The organism is Sulfitobacter dubius (assembly GCF_900113435.1).
Lineage (GTDB): Bacteria > Pseudomonadota > Alphaproteobacteria > Rhodobacterales > Rhodobacteraceae > Sulfitobacter > Sulfitobacter dubius.
This window is the reverse complement of the sequence record NZ_FOPG01000003.1, coordinates 350,118-371,596: the sequence shown is the minus strand read 5'-3', so window position 1 is coordinate 371,596 and position 21,479 is coordinate 350,118. Positions and strand designations below refer to the sequence as shown.

The window sequence follows — 21,479 nt, the reverse complement described above, 5'->3', positions numbered from 1 at the left end:
GGAGCTGTACATAGGTCTAATGCAGCGCAGGCACAGCGCCAGATTGACGTCATCACGGAATTGTCAGAACGAAGGCGCGCGCGTGTGGCCTCAGACGTGCTGCCCGCCGTTCACCTCAATCTCGGTCCCAGAGACGTAAGAGCTTTCCTCGCTGCACAGGAAATAGATCGCCCGGGCGACCTCATCGGGCTGACCAAGGCGGCGCAGGGGAATGGTCTGCACAATTTTATCGGTGCCTTCGCTGAGGATTGCCGTGTCCACCTCGCCCGGTGCAATGGCGTTGACCCTGACGCCGAGCGGGCCGAAATCATGAGCCATCTCGCGCGTCAATGCGGCGAGCGCCGCCTTTGAGGTCGCATAGGCTGCCCCGGCAAAGGGATGCACCCGCGACCCGGCGATGGAGGTCACATTCACCACCGATCCGCGCCCGGCGGACAGTTCATCCTGAAGCCCCCGCGCCAGCACCACGGAGGCAAAGAAGTTCACATGAAACACCTGCCCCCAGGTCCGCAAATCGGTGTCGAGCGTGCTGAGCCGCCCGCCATCTTCACCCTTTGGCGAAATACCTGCATTGTTGACCAGCGCATGTAAGGGGTTGCCGTTCAGCAGCCGCTTGACCTGCGCGACGGCCTCTATCGTCTGGTTCGGATCGCTCAGATCGACCTGCACATGATCCTGCGCCCCACCGGGCCAAGGGCATTCGGGCGAGAACGCCTGTCGGGAACAGCCGATCACCCGCCAGCCCTTGCCCGCGAAAGCCTTGGCCGTGGCATGGCCGATGCCCCGGCTTGCCCCGGTGAGAAGCAGCGTCTTTTGGTCGTGAACCGCAGTATCCATCGCTTGATCCATATCTGGCGCAACGCCTGAAATAGCGCCCTAATCGGCAGCCGCCAGAGCGCGTTCGTAGTCCTGCCCCGGAATAGCGTCGAGCAGGCTGCGCGTATAGGCGGTATCGGGGTCGTGCAGCACTTTGCCAACCGGCCCCGCTTCGACGATCTGGCCCTTTTGCATGACGATGATCCGATCACAAATCCGCGCCGCGACGCGCAGGTCGTGAGTGATGAACAGCATCGACAGGTTCAGACGTGTTTTCAACTCGGCCAACAGATCAAGCACCTGCGCCTGAATGGACACGTCGAGCGCCGAGACGGCCTCATCCGCGATAATGATCGACGGCTCCAGCGCCAGCGCGCGGGCAATGCCGATCCGCTGCCGCTGCCCGCCGGAGAACTCGTGCGGGAACCGTTTCATCGCGCTTTCGTCCAGCCCGACGAGTTCGAGCAATTCGCGTGCCTTGGCCTTTGCCTCTTTATCCGGCGTGCCATAGGCGATCAGCCCTTCGGTCAGGATACGCGACACGCGCGCCCGGGGGTTGAGTGACGAAAACGGGTCTTGAAAGATCATCTGCAACTTGCGCCGCTGTGCCCGCAGTTCCGCGCCAGACATATGGGCGATATCCACGCCATCCATCAGCACCCTGCCCCCGTCGGGATCAAGCAGACGCACCAGACAACGCCCAACGGTGGATTTGCCCGACCCGGATTCTCCGACAATGCCAATCGTTTCGCCCGCGTAGAGCTCAAAGCTCACGTCCTGCACGGCCTTCACCACACGGCGCTTACCAAAGAGCGTGCCAGAGCCGGTTGAAAAGGTTTTTTGCAGCCCTTCAACCTTCAAGAGCGGCGCGCGCTCGACCTGCTCGGGCGCATCGGTCTGGGTCAGCCGGGGTATCGCGTCGATCAGGGCGCGGGTATAGGGGTGCTGGGGCTTCAACAGCACCTCCTGCGCCGGGCCAGCCTCCACGATCTCACCCTTTTTCATGACGATGACTCGGTCGGCGATATCGGCCACCACGCCAAAGTCATGGGTGATAAAGATTACCGCCATGCCGCGCTTGCGGCGCAGGTCTTCAATCAGCGTGAGGATCTGCGCTTGGGTGGTCACATCAAGCGCCGTCGTCGGCTCATCCGCGATGAGGATGTCGGGCTCGAGCGCCAAGGCCATCGCGATCATGACCCTTTGTCGCTGCCCACCCGACAGCTGGAAAGGATAGGCCCGGATTGCCGCTTGGGGGTCGGGAATGCCCACCTCCTCCAGCAGTTTCAACGCCCGCGCGCGCCGTTCCGAACCGTTGAGGGCGCCATGCGCTTCGAACACCTCGGCGATTTGCGCGCCGATCCGCATCAGCGGGTTCAACGCGCTGAGGGGTTCCTGAAAGATCATCGAAATACGGCTGCCGCGCAGCTTCAACATCTCTTTTTCAGACAGCCCAAGGATCGATTGCCCGTCAAAGGTGATGCTGCCCTTGTCGGGCAAAACCCCCTGCGGCAACAGCCCCATCACCGCATTGGCCGACATGGATTTGCCCGACCCGCTTTCGCCCACGATGCAGAGGATCTCCCCCGGGGCGAGGTCAAAGTTGATGTCCTTCGCGGCATAGAGCCGATCCGCCCCCATGGGCAGAGCGATAGACAGGTCACGGATGCTAAGCAGGGTCATTCGGATTTCCTCGTCAATCGCGGGTTAAGCGCGTCGTTCAGACCTTCGCCGATCAGGTTCAGCGCCAGCACGGTCAGCAGGATCGCCATGCCCGGCAGGAAGGACAGCCACCATGCGGTGCGGATCACGGTGCGCGCGGCCCCAATCATATAGCCCCAAGACATGATGTTCGGATCACCCAGCCCCAGAAAGGACAGCGAGCTTTCCAGCAAGATCGCCTGCGCCACCATGAGCGAAGCCAGCACGATGATCGGCGGCAGTGCGTTGGGCAGGATGTGGCGGGTGATGATCTGAAGGTTGCCGAGGCCCGACAGGCTCGCCGCCTCGACAAACTCGCGGGTTCTGAGCGACAGCACTTCGCCGCGCACCAGACGCGCCACGGGGGGCCATGACACGATCGAAATCGCGATGATCACAAAGGTCAGGCTGGGCTGAAAGATCGCCAAGAGCACGATCGCCAGTGCAAAGCTGGGGATGGTCTGAAAGAACTCGGTAAAGCGCATCAGCGCGTCGTCGATCCGTCCCGCAAAATACCCAGCGGCTGCACCCACCGGCACGCCAATCGCCAGCGCCACGATGGTTGAGACCAAGCCGACCAGCAGGCTCACATAAGCGCCATGGGCAAGCCCCGCCAGCACATTACGGCCAAGCGCGTCGGTGCCCAGAAGCAGCCCGTCTTGAGTGAAAGGCGGCAGGAAAGGACGCTGCACCATTTTCCACGGGCTTTGTGGGAAGAGGATGGGCGCAAGGATGGCGGCGGCGATGACGAAGGTCAGGATGACCAGGCCAATGACCGCGCCCCGGTTATAGCTGAAACGTTTCCAAAAGCTCATCATGTTGTCAGCCTTATCCGCGGATCAACAATGACATAGATGACATCCGTGATCAGGTTGAACAGCAGCACCATGGCCGCCGAGATGTAAAAGACCCCGAGGATCACGTTGTAGTCCCGCTGGTTGATCGCCTCGAACATCAGCCGCCCGATGCCGGGCCATGCGAAAACGGTCTCGGTCAGGATCGCCCCGCCAAAGATCTGCCCCGCCTGAAGCCCCGCAAGCGTGATGACCGGCAACAGCGCGTTGCGCAGGATATGCCGCCGCTGGATCACGCCTCGGGTCAGCCCTTTGGCACGGGCCGTTTTGACGAAATCGAGCCGCGAGACTTCAAGCATCGAAGCCCGCGTCATGCGCATATAAATCGCCGTGAAGAACAGGCCCAAGGTACTGGCCGGAAGGACAAGGTGTTTCGCCACGTCAAGCACATGGGCCATACCGGTATAGCCCGCCCCGATGGTCGAATACCCAAAACCCGGCAACCATTCGAGCCAGACCGAGAACACCAGCGTCGCCATCAGCGCCACCCAGAACAACGGTGTCGCGTAAAACAGCAGCGCGAAGGTGGAGATCAGCGTGTCACCCCACCGCCCCTGCCGGGCAGAGGCCGCGACGCCGGCGGTTACGCCCAGCACCAACGACAGCACGAAGGCCACGCCGGTCAGCAAAAGCGTCGCTGGCAGGCGGTCGCCAATCATCTCGGCCACCGGCATCTGCTGGCGAAAGGAATAGCCCAGATCAAGCTGCACCGCGCCTTTGATATAGAGCCACAGCTGCATGTAGAGCGGCTGGTCCAGCCCGAAACGCGCCCGCAGGTCTGCAAGGAATTTCTCATCCGCCGCCCCGGCTTCGCCCGCCATGACCGCCGCAGGGTCACCCGGTGCCGCATGGATCAGCAGGAAATTGAAGACAAGGATCGCCAGCAGGATAAACACTGCCTTGATCAACCTGCCCAATATGAAACGTATCACGCTATCCGCCCCGTTCTTGTTCTAAGATTTGTGCGGGCCACCTAAGCAGCCCGAACCTTGCGCATAGGTACGTCGTTTACTTATCCAGCCACACGTCGCGGAAACCGTCGTTCACACCAAAGGCGGTGTTAACGGGGTTCTTCACGTCACAGCGGTAGATCGTGGGGAAGCCCAGTTCCAAGAGCCAGATGTTCGGCACATCTTCGACGATCTGATCTTGGATCTCCTTATAGGCGGCCTTGCGCTCTTCGGGGCTGGCCATCAGTGCCGCTTCGGCGAACAGCTTGTCCGTTTCGGCATTTTGATAGTTTGCCACGTTGTTCCAAGGCGAACCGGGAGCGGCATTGTCGCCCATATAGGTCCGCGAAACGCCAAGTGCGGGATCACCGTATTGGTAGAGGTAGGTAAAGGCGAGATCATAGTCGCGATCTGCGACCTTCTGGTTCCAACCCGCCACGTCCGACGGCACGATCTCGGTCGTAATGCCGATCTCGCTCAGGTTCTGTTTGACCGCCTCCGCCCAGCGCTGCCACGTCTCACCGTAAGGCAGACCCAAGATGCGGATGGTTTCGCCGTCATAGCTGCTTTCTTCCAGCAGTGCTTTGGCCTTTTCCGGATCATAGGAGATATCCGGTGTCTCGCCGTCATAAAAGCGGGTGGAGGACGACAGCGGCCCGGTCGAAACCTTGCCCAGACCATTCCAAAGCGCGTCCTTGGCGAATTGACGGTCGACGCCATGCATGATCGCCTTGCGCACTTTCACATCATCAAGCGGCTTGTTGTCGTTGTTCACCCACATCCAAGACAGCGGGCCGAAGTATTCCCAGCCCTTGTCGGTGATGCAGGTGTTGTCCATCGCCTGAATACGCGCCACGTCGAAGTTCTCGACCGAGCCGCCGGGCAGCACGTCGACCTTGCCGGTCTCATAGGCCACGGCGCGCGACGCCGCGTCGGGGATCACGTGGTAATAGACTTCGTCGACGTAGGGTTTGCCCTCCATGTAGTAGTCTTCGTTCTTCACCAGATGGATGAAGCTGCCCTTTTCCCATTTGTCGAACTTGAAAGGACCGGTGCCGATGGGCGTGTTGTTCGCCTCATTGTTTGCGAAATCCGTGCCCTCGTAGATGTGCTTTGGGATCATCGGCGCGGTGCCCGGCTCAAAGATGCCGATGAAGGGGCCGAAGGGCTGCTTCAAGTTGAAGACAACCGTGTATTGATCCGGCGTCTCGATGCTTTCGACATGCTCCATATAGGTGCGCATCCGCGAGTGGCTCTCGCGCAGGAACTTATCCATGGAGAATTCAACATCCGCCGAGGTGAAGGGCTCTCCGTCATGGAACACCACACCTTCGCGCAGCTTGAAGGTATAGGTCTTGCCGTCCTCCGAAATCTCCCATGATTCAGCCAACTGACCCTCGGGCTTGAGGTCGAAATCATAGCGCAGCAGGCTTTCGTAGATATCGCCACCGACCATCTGTGTCGGGCCGTTCTGCACAAGGCCGATCATCAGGCTGGGCGGTTCGGGCTGGATCACGACGTTCAGCGTGCCGCCGGATTTCGGCTCGCCATCCTGCGCGGCCAGTGGTCCGGCCAGTGCCAGCGCCAGAACGGCTGCGGTTAATTTGGTAGTGTTAAGCATTTCAATCCCCATTGGTTGTGTTGAATCTTGGCCCTTTGAAAGCGTCCGATCTGACGTCGGCTTCTTGCAGTCATTTGGGACAAGGCCGCGCGGTGCGCAGGACTTGGAAAACTCATTCACCTATGGTGAACGATTCGATGTATCTGATGATCCCCTCCTTTGCGTCATCTATGTCGGCGCGCATTTCCGCAGTAGCAGCCGCAGGGTCGCGATTCTCACAGGCTGCAATAATTGCCTGATGATGTCGAACCAGCCCCAGCTTCTCGCGCCCGTAGTATCCGGCAATCAGCGGCCCCATACGCAGCCATAGCCCGCTGAGAATGGCCAGAAGGATCGGCATCTCCGCCGCTTCGACCAGCGCGAAATGGAACTCTTGATTATACTTCACCGCCTGCGGCCAGCGCCCCGCTACCGCTGCGGCCTCGTTCCGCTCCACGATCTTTTTCAAGCGGCGGATTTCCTTGGGGCCGACCATCTCAGCGGCGCGACCGGCGGCAAAGCCCTCCAGCTCGCGCCGGATGCTCGCGATTTCGAGATACTGCGCCTCTGTCAGTACCGGCACGCGCACATCGCGCACGCTGCGCTGGACCAAAGCCTCATCCCGCAAGAGCCGCTGCACCGCGTCGCGCACCGGGGTCGAGCTGGTGCCCAACCGCTCCGCCAAGCCGCGAATGGTGACCTTTTCATTCGGGCGAAGCCTGCCTTCCACCAAGTCCTGACAGACCCGATCATAAATCGCATCGCCCAATGAAACTTGATTGATCTCGGCCATCGCGCCCTCATACTTACTGGCCGACTTGCTGCCAGTTTTGATGCATGATGCATCATTTCTATTGAGCCTGCAAATTAAAACTGCAATGCTCCGCCGCAACGACATCAGACCACAGGGAATGTGATGAAAGTCTTTTTCGACGAACGCCAGCTTGGCCATGCGCCGACACATTACTTTCGGCGCGGCGCGGCCATGCCGCATCAAGAACAGCCACAACGTGCTGAAATTCTACGCGATATGCTAATCGGCGAAGGGTTTGAGATCAGCAAACCCCAAGACCACGGGCTTGCCCCCATTAAAGCCGTACATAACCCTGACTACGTCGATTTCCTGCCCGATGCCCATGCCCGTTTCGTCGAAAGCGCGGGGCCGGATGCGCTGGCCATCCCCACCATGCACCCCGGCGTGCGGCGCGGGAAAGAGCCCAAGGACATTCACGGTCAATTGGGCTGGTGGATGACCGACACCTCGACCCCGCTGACCGAAGGGTCATGGGACGCGGCCTATTGGTCGGCCCAAACCGCCGTCCAAGCCGCCGAGACCGTGGCAGCCGGTGCCCGCGCCGCCTATGCGCTCTGCCGTCCGCCCGGCCACCACGCGATGCGCGATTGCTCGAACGGGTTTTGCTTTTTCAACAACGCCTGCATCGCGGCGGAGCATCTCACCCAGACCTACAAGAAGGTCGCGCTGATCGACATCGACGTGCATACTGGCAATGGCTCGCTCGACATCCTTTATGAACGCGGTGACATCTTCTTTTGCTCGCTGCATCCCGATCCGGCCACCTACCCCACTTTCTACCTCGGCCATGCGGATGAAACGGGCGAAGGCAGCGGGGCGGGCAAATCGTTGAACCTGCTGCTGGAACAGGGCGCGAGCCAAGATGAGGTGCTGGCCCTGCTCGACAAGGGCATCGCCGCGATCCGTGATTTCGGGGCCGAGGCGCTGGTCGTCTCGCTGGGGTTTGACATGGCCGCCGACGATCCGCTGGCCGCCGTAAACGTCTACCCCGATGGCTTTGCCGAAATGGCGCGACGTTTGGCAGCGCAGAACCTTCCCACGGCATTGATTCAAGAGGGCGGCTACCTTGGGCCTTCCCTTGCCGATAACGCAAAATCATTTCTCACGACATTCCGCGAGGCCACAGCATGAGCAAGACACCCAAAGAAATGAACGGCGCTGAAAGCGTTGTGCGCAGCCTGCATGCCGGCGGGGTGGAGGTCTGTTTCGCCAACCCCGGTACCTCCGAGATGCAATTCGTCGACGCGCTGGACCGCACCAAACTGATGCGCTGCGTCTTGGGCCTGTTCGAAGGCGTGGTGACCGGTGCCGCCGATGGCTATGCGCGCATGGCGGGCAAACCGGCGGTGACCCTGCTGCACCTCGCGCCCGGCTTTGCCAACGCCGCCGCCAACCTGCACAACGCCCGCAAGGCGCGGGTGCCGATGGTCAACCTTGTGGGCGATCACGCGCTGCGGCACCAGAAATACGACGCGCCCCTCTCGGCAGATGTCGAAGGCGCCTGTGCGCCCTTCAGCGATTGGGTCCGCTCAGGCCGCGATGCGGGTAGCTTTGCGGCGGATGCGATGACCGCCCTCGCCGTGGCGCAGAGCAAGCCCGGCAAGGTCGCCACACTGATCGCCCCTGCGGACATCGGCTGGGACGCGGGCGGCAAAATGGCCGAGGTCGTGGCCCCCGCCGCCCCTGCCCCGTTGGATGAACGCGCGTTAGATGCCGCGATCAAGGCTTTGGAGAGCGGTGAGAAAACCGTTCTACTCGTCGGCAGCGCGGTGTTGGAAAACCAAGAGGCGATGGCCCTGCTGCACGGCATTGCAGACAAGACTGGGGCCGACATCCTCGCGCCCACCTCGAACCGCCGGATGGAGCGTGGGCAGGGCCGCTTTGCGATCAACAAAGTCCCCTACCCGATCAACGCAGCCCTTGAATGCCTTGCCCCCTACAGCCGCGCGATCCTCATCGAGACGCCGCCCCCCGTCGCCTTCTTTGCCTATCCCGGCAAACCGAGCCTGCTGCTGCCGGTCGATTGCCACACCGTCACATTGGCGGCGGTTGATGGTAACGGAACTGAGGCCATCGCCGCACTGGCGGATCGGATCGGCGCGAAACCCGCCACGCCTCCCCAGCACGACAGGCCCGCCGCACCGCAGGCAGGCGGTATCAGCTTGCAAAACCTCGGCGCGGCCTTGGCGAACGCATTGCCCGAAGATGCGATTGTGGTCGATGAGGCGGTATCCTCTGGCGGGGCCACCTTCCCCGCAGGCGACAGTGCCGCGCCGAACACTTGGCTCGCGCTGACTGGCGGGTCGATCGGCATCGGCATCCCCCTCTCCGCCGGAGCGGCCATCGCCTGCCCCGACCGTCCGGTCATCACGCTGCAAGCGGATGGCTCGGCCATGTACACCATCCAAGGACTCTGGACCCAAGCGCGCGAGAACTCCAACGTCACCACGATCATCCTCGCCAATCAGTCCTATGAGATCCTCAAGGGCGAATTGCACAACGTCGGTGCCCAGCCCGGCCCCGATGCGCTGAGCATGTTGAACCTCGACCGCCCGCAATTGGATTTCGTCGCGATGGCCAAGGGCATGGGCGTGCCGGGCAAACGGGTCGAAGACATCGCCGACTTGATGCGCACCATCGAAGAGGCTGCGAAAGAGCCCGGCCCCTTCCTCATCGAAGCGATGCTGTAACCCACCGAAAGGACACGACATGACCCTCGACCCTGATCTGAAATCCCGCATCCTTCAGGCTGTCGAAGATGGCTTCGCTGAGCAAGTGAGCTTTACCCAACAACTCGTGCAGACCCCTTCGCTGCGCGGCCATGAACATGCGATCCAAGACCTGCTGTTTCGCAACCTGCAAAGCCGTGGCTATGCGATGGACCGTTTCAAGATGGACCGCGCTGCGATTGAGGCGCACCCCGGCGGCTCGAAATACTCCGACGATCACTCTGACGCGCCCATCGTCGTGGGCATCCACCGCCCGCGCGATGAGCGGGGTCGCTCGCTGATCCTGCAATCGCATCTCGACGTGGTGCCCGAAGGGTTGCACGACATGTGGGATGATCCGCCCTACTCGGCCAAGATCGACGGCGATTGGATGTATGGCCGGGGCGCGGGCGATATGAAGGCGGGTGCTGCGGCGAATATCTTTGCGCTCGACGCGCTGCGCCGTATCGGGTTGCAACCAGCGGCGACCGTCTATGTGCAATCCGTGGTCGAGGAGGAATCCACCGGCAACGGCGCGCTCCAGACCTTCCTACAAGGCTACACCGCTGATGCGGTCTTCATCCCCGAACCCGAAGAGGAAATGCTGGTCCGCGCCAACACAGGCGTCATTTGGTTTCAGGTGCAGGTGCGCGGCGTACCCGTCCATGTGCGCGAAATGGGCGAAGGGGCCAATGCGATCGACGCGGCCACCCGCGTGATGACCGCCCTGCGCGAGATGGAGGAGGACTGGAACGCCGAGAAAAACGACCACCCGCATTTCGAAGACGAAGCCCATCCCATTAACCTCAACATCGGCAAGATCGAAGGCGGCGATTGGGCGTCTTCGGTGCCGTCATGGTGCAACATCGATTGCCGCGTTTCCATCTATCCGGGCCGCAACGCCGAAGACGCCGCGCGGGAAATTACCGAACGGGTAAAGGCCTTTGCCCAGAGTGATAACTTCCTGTCCAACAACCCGCCCAAAGTGGTCTTTAACGGCTTTCACGCCGAAGGCTATGTGCTGGAGCCGGGCAGCGAGGCTGAAGCCGTGCTGGAACGCGCCCACGAAGACGCCATCGGCGCGCCGCTGCAATCCTTTATGACGGCGGGCTATCTCGATACGCGGATCTATGCGCTTTATAATCAGATCCCTGCGCTCTGCTACGGGCCGAAATCGTGCAACATTCACGGGATCAACGAATCCGTCAGCCTGAGTTCGGTGAAAAAAATTACCCAAGCCATGGCGCTTTTCATCGCCGAATGGTGCGGGACCGAGGACATCACCCCATGACCGAGGCCGGGATCACGCCTCAGGGCGGCCTGCCCCCCTTTCTCAGCGGCGTGCTGGCCGAAGAGGCTGGGGCCCAGACCGACCTGCTGGCACAAGACCCGCCCGCCTTTGACGCGGCCCGCGCGGCAGAGGTCGCGCTGCGCTGCTATGGAATCTCCGGTCAGATCGAACCGCTTGCTGCGGAGAAAGACGCAAATTTCTTGATCACCCTGACGACGGGCGAAAAGGCACTGCTAAAGATCACCAACGCCGCCGAAGACCGCGCGGTGACCGACATGCAGACTGCCGCACTGATGCATCTGGCCGCCGCTGATCCCGACCTCCCCGTGCAGCGTATCTGCGCCAGCCTTAGTGGCAAGGCCGCCGAAGTGGCCACCGCCGCCGACGGCCATTCGCATGTCGTGCGTTTGATGACCTTCCTTGGCGGCACCGTCCTCAGCAATGCCACGCCGCGCCCCGGCCTTCACCGCGCTTTGGGGGATTTTCACGCGCGGGTGGCACTGGGGCTGCGCGGTTTTTTCCATCCGGCGGGGGGACATTTTCTGCAGTGGGACATCAAACAGGCAGGCCATCTGCGTCCGCTGCTGGCGGATGTACAAGACGCCGCCCTGCGCGCCCAACTGGGGCGCACTCTCGATCACTTCGATGCGGAGATTGCTCCCCAGCTTCCACATCTGCGGGCGCAGGTCGTTCATAACGACTTCAATCCGCACAATATTCTGGTCGATGGGCCAGAGGCCCGGCACCCCGTCGGGCTGATTGATTTCGGTGACATGGTGCATACGCCGCTGGCCTGCGATCTGGCGGTGGCCTGTTCCTATCAGCTCGGCCAAGGCGCGGACCCGCTGCAAGATGTTTGCGAGATGGTCACGGGCTTTGCCAAACGCCTGCCGCTGGAGGCTGAGGAAATCGCGCTTCTGCCCAGTCTGATCCGCCTGCGCCACGCCACCACCTTGGCCATCGGCGCCTCTCGCGCGCGGCGCTATCCCGAGAATGCCGCCTATATCCTGCGCAACGCCGCCGCCTCGCAACGCGGGCTGGCCGCGCTCGACCATGTGGGCGACGCCGCCGCGATCAAAGCCCTGCACCATGCTGCGGGAACGGAGTGACCGATGACCATGATCAACGCCTATGACAGCGCCCAAGCCGAGGCCCTCAGCCCCGCCGACCGCGCCCTGATCGACCGCCGCGCCAAGGCGCTCGGTCCCGCCTACCGGCTGTTTTACGACCAACCGCTGCACATTGAGCGCAGCAAAGGCGTCTGGCTGTGGGACAAGGACGGACGCAAATACCTTGATGCCTATAACAACGTCGCATCGGTCGGCCATTGCCACCCCCGCGTGGTCGAGGCGATCACCCAGCAGTTGGGTGTGCTGAACACCCACACCCGCTATCTGCATGAAAACGTTGTCACTTACGCCGAACGGCTGCTCGCCACCATGCCCGACGCACTCGGTCATGTCATGTTCACCTGCACCGGGTCCGAGGCGAATGACATCGCCCTGCGCATCGCCCGCAGCTATACCCGGCGCGAGGGAGTCATCGTCACCCGCCTTGCCTATCACGGGCTGACCGAAGCGGTGGCCGAACTCTCCCCCTCTCTGGGCGATTTCACCCCGCGCAGCCCGCGCATCCGGCTGATCGACGCGCCCGACACGCTGCGCATCCCTGAGGCGCAGCAGGGCGCCAAACTCGCCGCCGATCTGGGCCAAGCGATTGCCGAGATGCGCGCCGATGGGATCGAACCTGCGGCTTTCATCGTCGATACGATCTTTTCCAGCGATGGGCTTCACCCCGATCCGGCGGGGTTCCTGCAACCGGCGGTCGATCTGATCCGCGCCGAGGGCGGGCTCTTCATCGCTGACGAAGTGCAGCCCGGCTTTGCCCGCACTGGCGATGCCTTCTGGGGGTTCGAGCGCCACAGGCTGGTGCCTGACATGGTCACGATGGGCAAGCCGATGGGCAATGGTTTCCCCCTTTCCGGCACCGCGATGCGGCCAGAGCTGGTGCAAGAATTTGGCGAAAAGGCACGCTATTTTAACACCTTTGGCGGCAACCCCGTGGCCGCCGCCGCAGGCATGGCCGTGCTCGACGTGATCGCGGATGAGGGGTTGCAGGACAATGCCACAGCCGTTGGCGGCTACCTCAAGAGCGGCTTGCAGGACATCGCAACCCGCTACCCCGAGATCGGCCATGTGCGCGGCGCGGGGTTGTTTCTGGCGGTCGAATGCGTCACTGCGCGCGAGACCAACGCGCCCGATGCCGCCCGCGCCAAATTCGTGGTCAACCACCTGCGCCTAAACGGCGTGCTTATCAGCGCCACCGGGCCGGGGGCCAATGTTCTGAAAATCCGCCCCCCTCTTGTCTTGCAGCAGGCCGAGGCCACCCTGTTCCTCGAGGCGACCGAAGCCGCCTTCGCCGCCGCGCGGGCCGAGGGAAATTAACCCCGCGGCCCTACTGCGCCTCGCGCAAAGACCGCTCCCGCGCGCGGGCCTCGGTCAGCCATTCCGGATCCATCTGCGGCACCGAGGTCAGCAACCGTTTGGTATAGGCCTGCTTTGGGTCGCCAAAGATCTCATCACGCCCGCCCTGCTCCACGATCTGGCCATTCTTGAGCACGATCACCTTATGGGCAATCGCCTCTACCGTGGCCAAGTCATGAGTGATGAACATGAAGGTCAGATCCAGCTCGGTCTGCAAACGCACCAGCAGCCGCAATATCCCCTCGGCCACCAGTTGGTCGAGCGCACTGGTCACCTCGTCGCAGATGATGAATTCAGGCTCGGCGGCCAGCGCGCGGGCGATACCAACGCGCTGTTTCTGTCCGCCGGACAATTCGCTGGGTTTGCGGTCAAGGAAAGCGCGGTCGAGGTCGACCAAATCCATCAACTCCTCCACCCGCGCCCGAAGCTCTTGCCCCTTGCGGCCCGTGAACTTGCGCACCGGGCGCGTCAATATCTCGCGGATATTGTGGCGCGGGTTCAACGAGGTATCCGCCGATTGATAGATCATCTGGATATTGCGCAGCGTCGCGGGGTCGCGCTTTGCCAGCCGTGGCTCCAGCGGGGCGTCGTTCCAGAAAAACTGCCCCAAGGCGGGGGGCAGCAGCCCCGCGATCACTCGCGCGAGGGTGGATTTACCTGACCCGCTTTCCCCCACCACCGCCGTGGTCTGGCCGCGCGGAAAGGTGAAGTTGAGATTATCCAGCACGGTCATCGGCCCATAGGCCGCCGAGACCCCCTCGCAGCGGATCAGCGCCTGAGCCTCCCCCGCCTCAGCGTCGGGACGGCGAAACGACCGCACGGCCCAGAGCGAGCGGGTATAGTCCTCTTGCGGGGCGTCGAGCATGGTCTTGGTCGGCGCGGTCTCGACCGCCTCACCGTCTTTCATCACGCAGATGCGGTCGGCCATCTGGCTCACTACGGCAAGGTCATGCGTAATGTAGATCGCCGCCGTGTCATATTGCTCGACAATATCGCGGATGGCGCCCAGCACTTCGATCTGGGTGGTCACGTCTAGGGCGGTCGTCGGCTCGTCAAAAATGATCAGATCGGGGCGACAGGCCATGGCCATGGCTGTCATCGTCCGCTGCAACTGGCCGCCCGACACTTGGTGCGGGTAGCGAAAGCCGATCTCTTCGGGGTTGGGCAATTGCATCTGACGGTAGAGCGCGACGGCGTCCTCCTCTGCCGTCGCGCGGCCCGAGACACCGTGCAGGCGGGGCGCTTCGGTATATTGGTCGATCAGCGTCTTGGCGGGGTTAAAGCTTGCCGCGGCGGACTGGGCGACATAGGCGATGCGCTTGCCGTGCAACCGGCGCAATTGTCCGCGCCCCATGCCGATCAACTCGGCCCCGTCGAATTCGACGCTGCCCCCGGCAAAGCGCACCCCGTCGCGGACATAGCCCATCGCCGCCAGCCCGGCGGAGCTTTTGCCCGCCCCGCTTTCGCCGACAAGGCCCAGCACTTCACCCCGGTCCAGTTCCAGATCGAGCCCTTTGAGGATCACATTGGGCCGCGCGCGGCTGCCTGCCTCAAGCCGGAGACCGCGAATGTTCAGAAGATTTCCCATAAGCTTGGCCCCTGGTCGGTTAACTTTTCAGACCGCTGGCGCGGTGCAGCATCCAATCGACGATCAGGTTGATCGCAACGGTCAACAAGGCGATGGCCGCCGCCGGGATCAGCGGGGTGATATCGCCAAAGCTGATCAAGGTGGCGTTCTCTTTCACCATCGATCCCCAATCCGCTGTGGGGGGCTGAATCCCGATGCCGAGAAAGGACAGCGCCGCGATAAAGAGAAACACAAAGCAAAAGCGCACGCCGAATTCAGCGATCAGCGTGGACCAGATGTTGGGCAATATCTCGCGCCGCAGCAGCCACGGCGTGCGCTCTCCGCGCAGCTTGGCAGCCTCGACGAAATCAAGACCGACGACATTCATCGCCGCCGCGCGCGACAGGCGGTAGACCGGCGCCACATAGATCACCGCGATCACCCCGACCATATTGGGGATCGAGGGGCCGACAATGGCCAAGAGCATCAGCGCCAAGATCAGCGGCGGCACGGCCATCAGCACATCGACCAAGCGTGACAGGACTTCGTCCAGCCAGCCGCCTTTAAGCGCGGCCAGCATCCCCAGCGTCGACCCGACCGAAAAGGAAATAGCCGTGGTCAGCAGCGCCAGCCCGACCGTATTGCGCGCGCCAAAGATCATGCGCGACAGCATATCGCGGCCCAGATTGTCGGTGCCCAGCGGATGCGCGGCACTCCATGGCAGATAGGCATCGCCCACCACCTGCGTCTCGCCGTAGGGCGCAACGAACGGCGCGAATATCCCCGTAAAGGCGACGATGGCCAGCACCACCATCCCAAAGATCGCCGAGGGGGGCGCGGATTTCAGCAAAGATTTCATCGTTATCTCCCGTGCCGCAGACGCGGGTTCGACATGATCGAGATGATGTCGGCAAGAACATTCAGCGTGATGTAAACAGCGGCAAAGAACAGCCCCACCGCCTGCACCACCGGGAAATCCCGGCTTGAGACCGCATCCACCAGCAACTGCCCAAGACCGGGGTAGGAAAAGACGACCTCTACCACCACCACGCCGACCACCAGATAGGCAAGGTTCAGCGCCACGACGTTGATGATCGGCGCCAATGCATTGGGCAGCGCGTGCTGCACGATGATGCGCCAGCGCGGCACACCCTTAAGGCGGGCCATCTCAATATAGGGCGAGGCCAGCACGTTGATGATGGCCGCCCGCGTCATCCGCATCATATGCGCCACGACCACCAGAATAAGCGTCAGCGCGGGCAGAAAGCTGCGATAAAGCGCGTCCCAGAGCCCTGTGGCGCTGTCGATCCGTGCCAGCGTCGGGAAGACACCCGCCTTGATCGACAGGAATAGGATCAGGACATAGCCCACGAAAAACTCGGGCATAGAGATCGCGGAAAGCGCGGTCAGGTTGACGCCACGGTCAAACAGCGTGTTGCGCCACAGCGCCGCCAGAAGGCCGAGGATCACCGCCAGCGGGGCGGCGATGACGGCGGCATAGGTGGCCAGAAACATGGTATTGGCAAGCCGCGGGCCCAAAAGCTCGGATACTTCGCGCCCCGACGCGAGCGAAGTGCCAAAGTCACCGCGCAGCACACCACCCAACCAATCGAGATAGCGGAGATGCGCGGGCTGATCGAGGCCCAGTTCGGCGCGGAATGCCGCAAGGGTCGATTCAGTCGCCGATTGGCCAAGAATCTGCTGCGCCAGATCACCGGGCAAGAGTTCGATGCCGACAAACATTAGGGCGGAGACCACAAACAGGGTCAGGATGCCGAGGGACACTCGACCGATAACAAGCTTCTGAAGCCTGGACATGCTAAGGTTTTCTCCGGCCCGGATCGGGCCATTTGGAACAGAAACGGACGGCCCGTCGGGGCCGTCCGTATGCAGTGATAGTTTACGCCATCCACCAGCGTTCGATGAAGCGCTGGCTGTCGAGATCCCACATCTCGGACACTTCCTCAGGCATCTGAACGCTTTCGTTCATGGCCGAGACATATTGACCAAAGGCCGGGATCAGCGCGCCGCCCTGTTCTTTCACGATCTTCTGCATCTCGCCGTACATCTCGGCGCGGCGGGTCTGGTCCAACTCAGGCCGCGCTTGCAAGAGCAGTTCGTTGAAACGCTCATTGTCCCATTTGGTCTCGTTCCACTCCGCATCGGCGGCATAGCCGGTCGAGAACATCAGGTCAGGCGTCGGACGGCCACCCCAATAGGAGCAGCAGAAGGGCTTTTGCAGCCAGACGTTCGACCAATAGCCGTCATCCGGCTCGCGCTTCACGTCGATGTTCAAGCCAGCAGGCCGCGCGCTTTCGGCAAAAAGAACCGAGGCATCCACCGCCCCACTAAAGGCCGCATCCGAGGTGGACAGTGTCACATCAAGGCTTTCAAGCCCCGCCTGTTTCAGATGGTATTTCGCCCGCTCCGGATCATAGGTGATCTGCTCAAGGTCATCGTTGTAATAGGGCATCGAGCGCGAGATCGGTTGGTCGTTGCCCACGGTGCCATAGCCACGCAGAACCTTTTCGATCATGTCTTCGCGGTTGATACCGTACTTCAGCGCCATCCGCACGTTCATGTCGTCAAACGGGGCCGTGTTGGTCTGCATCGGCATGATGTAATGCAGCGTGCCGTCTTGGGTGTGGATCTTCACGTTGGGCGCGCGGCCCAGCAGGTTGATCGTCTTGAGGTCGGGCCGGTCGATCAGATCAACCTCGCCGGTCATCAGCGCGTTCATCCGGGCCGCCGGGTCGCCGACTTTCAGGATCACGACCTTGTCGAAATGCGCGCGGCCCTCTTTCCAGTAGTCATCGCGGCGCGTCAGTTCGACCCGCACGCCCGGCTCGAAAACGTCGATCACATAGCCGCCGGTGCCGATGCGGCTGTTGGGGTCGATCGTGCCATCGCCGGTGTCTTGGCGAATGCCGAGGTGGTAATCATTGAAGATAAACGGGAAATCCGCATTGCCGGCGGCCAGTTCAAAAACCACAACCTTGTCGCCATCGGCGCGGATGTCGGTGATCTGCTCTAGCAACGGTTTGATACCGGATTTGGACTCTGGCCCCATGTGGTGACGGATCGAGGCGATCACGTCATTCGCCTTCGCCGTTTTGCCGTCCGAGAATTGCGCGTTGTCGCGCAGGCGGAAGGTCCATGTGGCCGCGTCGCTGCTGGCCTCAAAGCTCTCAGCCAAGTCGGGCTGGGCGGTGCCGTCGGGGGCGATTTCCGTCAGAGTGTTAAAGACCGCATAGCCGCTGGCGAACATGAAGTCGTTGTTGAAGGTCGCGGGATCAAGGCTGTCGGAGGTCGACCCTTGGGTAAAGCCAACCCGCAGCGTGCCGCCCTTTTTAGGCTGCGCCTGCGCGAAAGCACCGCGCGGTAGAAGCAGGCCGGCACCGACAGCAGCGGTTCCGGCAAGAAAGCCGCGGCGGTTTGGTCCGCCGTTGGGTTTTGTAAAGTTGGTCATCGTATCCCCCTTAAGTTGTTTTCTTTGGTCAAACGCTCTGTCTGAGCGCCCGGAATATTATTGCGGTCGCACGGCGATCCATCTCGCCTTCGCGCCTGGATAGGCGTAACATCTCGGCCCGCCATCGCAGTCTAAACGCGACGGCTGCAAACAGCAGCGCGCATTTGTCCGCCAAGTGATCATTCACGGTCGTTCGCCCCGCTCACATGATCTTGGACATAGGCATAGCCCGTTCTTTGACCGGGGTATAGGTGCCTGAACGTAGAGAGGCCAACTTACGCTACGGCGACTGATGTTTATAGCATAATATCAAAACGTTGATTGTCTTGAAAAGATGACCTCCCTGCCTATGGTCACGCGTCCTTACCGTCAAATCGCGCAACGCACAGCACTCTTGGCGCTGCGGGCTGCGAGCGCCCGACAGGATCATCTTTCAGACATGGCTTCTAAACAACTTTTTCGAAAAACTTCGGGTAGCGCAGCAAACGGAAGCAAGAAATCAGATCCGCTGTCCCCCCTCCCCTCGGTCAATCCGATGAGGAACGGAAATAGGGCCCGATGCCATCGGAGTACTGCGAGATACTTACCCCAACAGAATGATCCGCTCTGCCCTGAAACACTCGACAGCTAGGGCGGCATTCGCGGATAGTGGACAGCTTGAGCTTTCGGTTTTTTGATGACGTAGGCAACGTCTATGCGTAGAGGTCAGTTTGTTGCTGCCTGCTGAACCGATCATGGGCATAAGCCAGATCGAGATTGCCACCTTATCGAAATAGAACATGAATGATAACGCCCCCTCTGCAACTGTCACCTTGCCAGGCCTTGGTTGGGCACCCTTCTATGAAGAGCAACTTACTCCCGAAGACGAAGAGTATGATGCCCTGCGCATCAGTTCTGTGCACCGGTCCCGAATGAAAGGTGAATCCACCCATGGCCCGGTCAGGATCAGCCTGCCAGCACAAATCAACACATCGCATTTTGCGGTTGGTGACTGGGTTCTAGCGCAGCCACAGAGTCACCTCCTTGTTCGGCGGCTTGAACGGCGGTCTTTGCTTGAGCGTCAGACGGTCGGCGCACGCAATCCGCAACTGATCGCCGCAAATGTGGATACGGTCTTTGTCGTCACCTCGTGCAACGATGATTTTAATCCAGCGCGGCTGGAACGTTATCTGGCGCTTGCCAACGAGGCGGGCACGAGGGCGGTGATCGTCTTGACGAAGGCCGATCAAGTGGCTGATCCGGCACCCTATGAGGCACAGGCCGCAGCCCTTCAACGCGAACTTGAGGTCGTCACCATTAACGCACGCTCATTGGATGCCGTAGCGGCACTGGCTCCGTGGTGTGGCACTGGGCAGACAGTCGCGCTCATCGGGTCATCCGGGGTTGGGAAATCGACGCTACTCAACACGCTTGCGCGTAAATCTGATGAGGCAAAACAGGCCACGGGCGCGATCCGGGAAGATGATGCCAAAGGTCGGCACACGACCACCGCGCGATCGCTGCACCGGATCGCAGGTGGCGGGTGGGTCATTGATACCCCCGGTATGCGCACCCTTCATGTAAGCGATGTGTCCTCCGGGCTTGAGGCGCTTTTTGCAGAGATTACCGAACTTGCACCTAACTGCCGATTTCGCGATTGCACACATCTGCATGAACCCGGCTGCGCGGTTCAGGCGGCGGTTGCTGCGGGGACGTTGGACGCGGCGCGTTTAGAACGCTGGCGCAAACTGCATGAAGAAAATCAACAGAACACACCTACCGTGACCGGTGCGCGGGGAAACAAGAAATCCGGCCCGCGCGGAAAGTTTCGCTGACTGCGGTCTGATTTCGGCGGTACGCTCCGCGCCATACACCGCAGCCGAATGCCGCCGCCCTATGTGGGTGCTGCGGCGATCAAACTGCGTTCCACTCTCGCAAACTCCCAAGCCAACATCCCTATGCCACCCACATGGATGGAGAGTTGAAGATGAGCAATGTTCGGCAGCTACGCGAAAAGACCCCTGACAGCGAAAAGATGACAATCAATCTTGGCTATGTGGATTAACGGCTGCCAACGATCTGGTCCAACGCACGCTGGCGCAGCATGGTCTTGCCGGGCAGGCTGCGCCTATGGAGGGTGCAAGCGTAGCGGCTATGCAGAGATGCTGTCGAAACTCGGGGCCTCAGGTCCAACGCTCCGCACCCCGCAGGCGGACGTCCCCAAGGGGGCTGCCTTTCGTCTGATACATACACCTGCTCGGCAGGCAGTCGGGCCTTTCTAATGCCAGTCTAACGGGCGGTTCTCTTGCCGTTTATCCGCCCTCATGTTCAGGCACTTTTGTAAGCATCGTGCCGTCGTGCTGGTGTTGAATGATGTTGTCCACAGCAAGTTGCCCCATCGCCAATCGGGTCTCCACCGTCGCGCTGCCGACATGGGGCAGCAACACTGTGTTCGACAGGTTTTTCAATGCTTGTGGAATGGCAGGCTCAGTCTCAAAAACATCCAAACCGGCCCAGCCCAACTTACCCGTCTCCAAGGCCTCGATAAGGGCCGCTTCATTCACAACTGAACCGCGACTGACGTTCACCAAGGTGCCTTGAGGACCCAAAGCCGCGAGGACATCGGCATTCACGATGCCTTTGGTTCCTGCGCCACCGGGGGTTACACATATCAGGACATCACAATCCGCAGCCATTTCCACCACATCACGATAATACGTGTAGGCCACGTCTTTTTCGTTGCGTGAGTGGTAGACGATAGTTGGGTTCCACGGGGCGAGTTTGTCAGCGATCGCCTGCCCGATCCGCCCCAATCCTAGGATACCGATGGTCTGATTGTCAGGGGAACGCGTCAGTGGCGCTGCCCCCAAAGCCTCCCAATCTCCCGAACGCGCCCATGCATCATCGCGCAAGGCCTCTCGGTAACACATCAACATCAGCATGACGGCGGTCGTCGCCACGTCTGAATTCAGGACATTGGGTGTGTGCGATACCATAACGCCTTGCGCGATCGCAGCATCGATGTTGATGGCGTCGTATCCCACGCCATAATTGCTGATCGCCTTGAGATTAGGCAACGTCTCCATCGTTGCACGTGGGATACCAACGCTACCACTGGTGAGAACATGCGTGATCTTTTCCGCTGGATAGTCATCAGCCTTATGAATGGTAAATACCTGCGCAAGCTGTTTGCGCATATCGTCTGTAACGTTCGTGAGCAGAAGAAGATCAGACATAATGTTCCTTA

General features: G+C 61.1%; 17 protein-coding genes. 6 read left to right on the top strand and 11 right to left on the bottom strand.

Annotated elements, in window-relative coordinates:
* Positions 1 to 90 precede the first annotated feature (90 nt).
* From BM229_RS14240 to BM229_RS14215, 6 genes are all read right to left on the bottom strand, one after another.
* Entirely contained in the window at positions 91 to 849 is a 759-nt protein-coding gene (locus BM229_RS14240; RefSeq protein ID WP_093928301.1) for an SDR family NAD(P)-dependent oxidoreductase, read from the bottom strand.
* Between the two features lie 27 nt (positions 850 to 876).
* The gene (locus tag BM229_RS14235; protein WP_093928300.1) at positions 877 to 2,499 is read right to left on the bottom strand and encodes an ABC transporter ATP-binding protein; all 1,623 of its coding nucleotides are present in this window, start codon (positions 2,497 to 2,499) and stop codon (positions 877 to 879) included.
* Complete coding sequence (locus tag BM229_RS14230; RefSeq protein ID WP_093928299.1) at positions 2,496 to 3,335, bottom strand: ABC transporter permease; 840 nt, start codon at positions 3,333 to 3,335, stop codon at positions 2,496 to 2,498. The genes BM229_RS14235 and BM229_RS14230 overlap by 4 nt, the downstream gene beginning before the upstream one ends.
* Positions 3,332 to 4,303 (bottom strand): ABC transporter permease, encoded by a 972-nt coding sequence (locus tag BM229_RS14225; protein ID WP_093928298.1) that lies wholly within the window; start codon positions 4,301 to 4,303, stop codon positions 3,332 to 3,334. Before BM229_RS14225 ends, BM229_RS14230 begins: the two co-directional genes overlap by 4 nt.
* A 76-nt stretch (positions 4,304 to 4,379) precedes the next feature.
* On the bottom strand, positions 4,380 to 5,954 hold the full coding sequence (locus tag BM229_RS14220; protein WP_093928297.1) for an ABC transporter substrate-binding protein: 1,575 nt from the start codon (positions 5,952 to 5,954) through the stop codon (positions 4,380 to 4,382).
* Between the two features lie 100 nt (positions 5,955 to 6,054).
* Positions 6,055 to 6,873 carry a GntR family transcriptional regulator gene (locus BM229_RS14215; RefSeq protein ID WP_093928622.1) on the bottom strand — a complete coding sequence of 273 codons (819 nt, stop codon included), beginning with the start codon at positions 6,871 to 6,873 and terminating at the stop codon, positions 6,055 to 6,057.
* On the opposite strand from BM229_RS14215, the gene BM229_RS14210 reads away from it, so the two are divergent.
* Genes BM229_RS14210 through BM229_RS14190 form a run of 5 tightly spaced genes read left to right on the top strand, consistent with a single transcriptional unit; the run spans position 6,838 to position 13,178 of the window.
* Positions 6,838 to 7,866 (top strand): histone deacetylase family protein, encoded by a 1,029-nt coding sequence (locus tag BM229_RS14210; RefSeq protein ID WP_093928296.1) that lies wholly within the window; start codon positions 6,838 to 6,840, stop codon positions 7,864 to 7,866. The two genes, BM229_RS14215 and BM229_RS14210, sit on opposite strands and share 36 nt — an antisense overlap.
* Positions 7,863 to 9,425 (top strand): acetolactate synthase large subunit, encoded by a 1,563-nt coding sequence (locus tag BM229_RS14205; protein WP_093928295.1) that lies wholly within the window; start codon positions 7,863 to 7,865, stop codon positions 9,423 to 9,425. Before BM229_RS14210 ends, BM229_RS14205 begins: the two co-directional genes overlap by 4 nt.
* Positions 9,426 to 9,444: 19 nt before the next feature.
* A complete protein-coding gene (locus BM229_RS14200) occupies positions 9,445 to 10,734 on the top strand; it encodes an ArgE/DapE family deacylase (protein ID WP_093928294.1) in 1,290 nt (429 codons plus the stop codon).
* Positions 10,731 to 11,843, top strand: a complete 1,113-nt coding sequence (locus BM229_RS14195; protein WP_093928293.1) for a phosphotransferase — start codon at positions 10,731 to 10,733, stop codon at positions 11,841 to 11,843. The genes BM229_RS14200 and BM229_RS14195 overlap by 4 nt, the downstream gene beginning before the upstream one ends.
* Before the next feature lie 3 nt (positions 11,844 to 11,846).
* On the top strand, positions 11,847 to 13,178 hold the full coding sequence (locus BM229_RS14190) for an aspartate aminotransferase family protein (RefSeq protein ID WP_093928292.1): 1,332 nt from the start codon (positions 11,847 to 11,849) through the stop codon (positions 13,176 to 13,178).
* Between the two features lie 10 nt (positions 13,179 to 13,188).
* Here BM229_RS14190 and BM229_RS14185 read toward each other — a convergent pair whose 3' ends face one another.
* The 4 genes from BM229_RS14185 to BM229_RS14170 all read right to left on the bottom strand — a co-directional run bounded on the left by BM229_RS14185 (position 13,189) and on the right by BM229_RS14170 (position 18,253).
* Positions 13,189 to 14,805, bottom strand: a complete 1,617-nt coding sequence (locus BM229_RS14185) for an ABC transporter ATP-binding protein (protein WP_093928291.1) — start codon at positions 14,803 to 14,805, stop codon at positions 13,189 to 13,191.
* A 19-nt stretch (positions 14,806 to 14,824) separates the two neighbouring features.
* Positions 14,825 to 15,643 (bottom strand): ABC transporter permease, encoded by an 819-nt coding sequence (locus BM229_RS14180; protein WP_167360263.1) that lies wholly within the window; start codon positions 15,641 to 15,643, stop codon positions 14,825 to 14,827.
* Between the two features lie 2 nt (positions 15,644 to 15,645).
* Positions 15,646 to 16,602: an ABC transporter permease gene (locus BM229_RS14175; RefSeq protein ID WP_093928290.1), complete on the bottom strand. Its 957-nt coding sequence runs from the start codon at positions 16,600 to 16,602 to the stop codon at positions 15,646 to 15,648.
* A gap of 82 nt (positions 16,603 to 16,684) precedes the next feature.
* The gene (locus BM229_RS14170; RefSeq protein ID WP_093928289.1) at positions 16,685 to 18,253 is read right to left on the bottom strand and encodes an ABC transporter substrate-binding protein; all 1,569 of its coding nucleotides are present in this window, start codon (positions 18,251 to 18,253) and stop codon (positions 16,685 to 16,687) included.
* A 779-nt stretch (positions 18,254 to 19,032) separates the two neighbouring features.
* Between BM229_RS14170 and rsgA the strand changes: the two genes are divergently transcribed.
* The gene (gene rsgA / locus BM229_RS14165) at positions 19,033 to 20,067 is read left to right on the top strand and encodes a ribosome small subunit-dependent GTPase A (protein ID WP_093928288.1); all 1,035 of its coding nucleotides are present in this window, start codon (positions 19,033 to 19,035) and stop codon (positions 20,065 to 20,067) included.
* A 477-nt stretch (positions 20,068 to 20,544) separates the two neighbouring features.
* Here the strand turns inward: rsgA and BM229_RS14155 are convergent, their stop codons facing one another.
* Positions 20,545 to 21,468, bottom strand: a complete 924-nt coding sequence (locus BM229_RS14155) for a 2-hydroxyacid dehydrogenase (protein WP_093928287.1) — start codon at positions 21,466 to 21,468, stop codon at positions 20,545 to 20,547.
* Between the last annotated feature and the right edge of the window lie 11 nt (positions 21,469 to 21,479).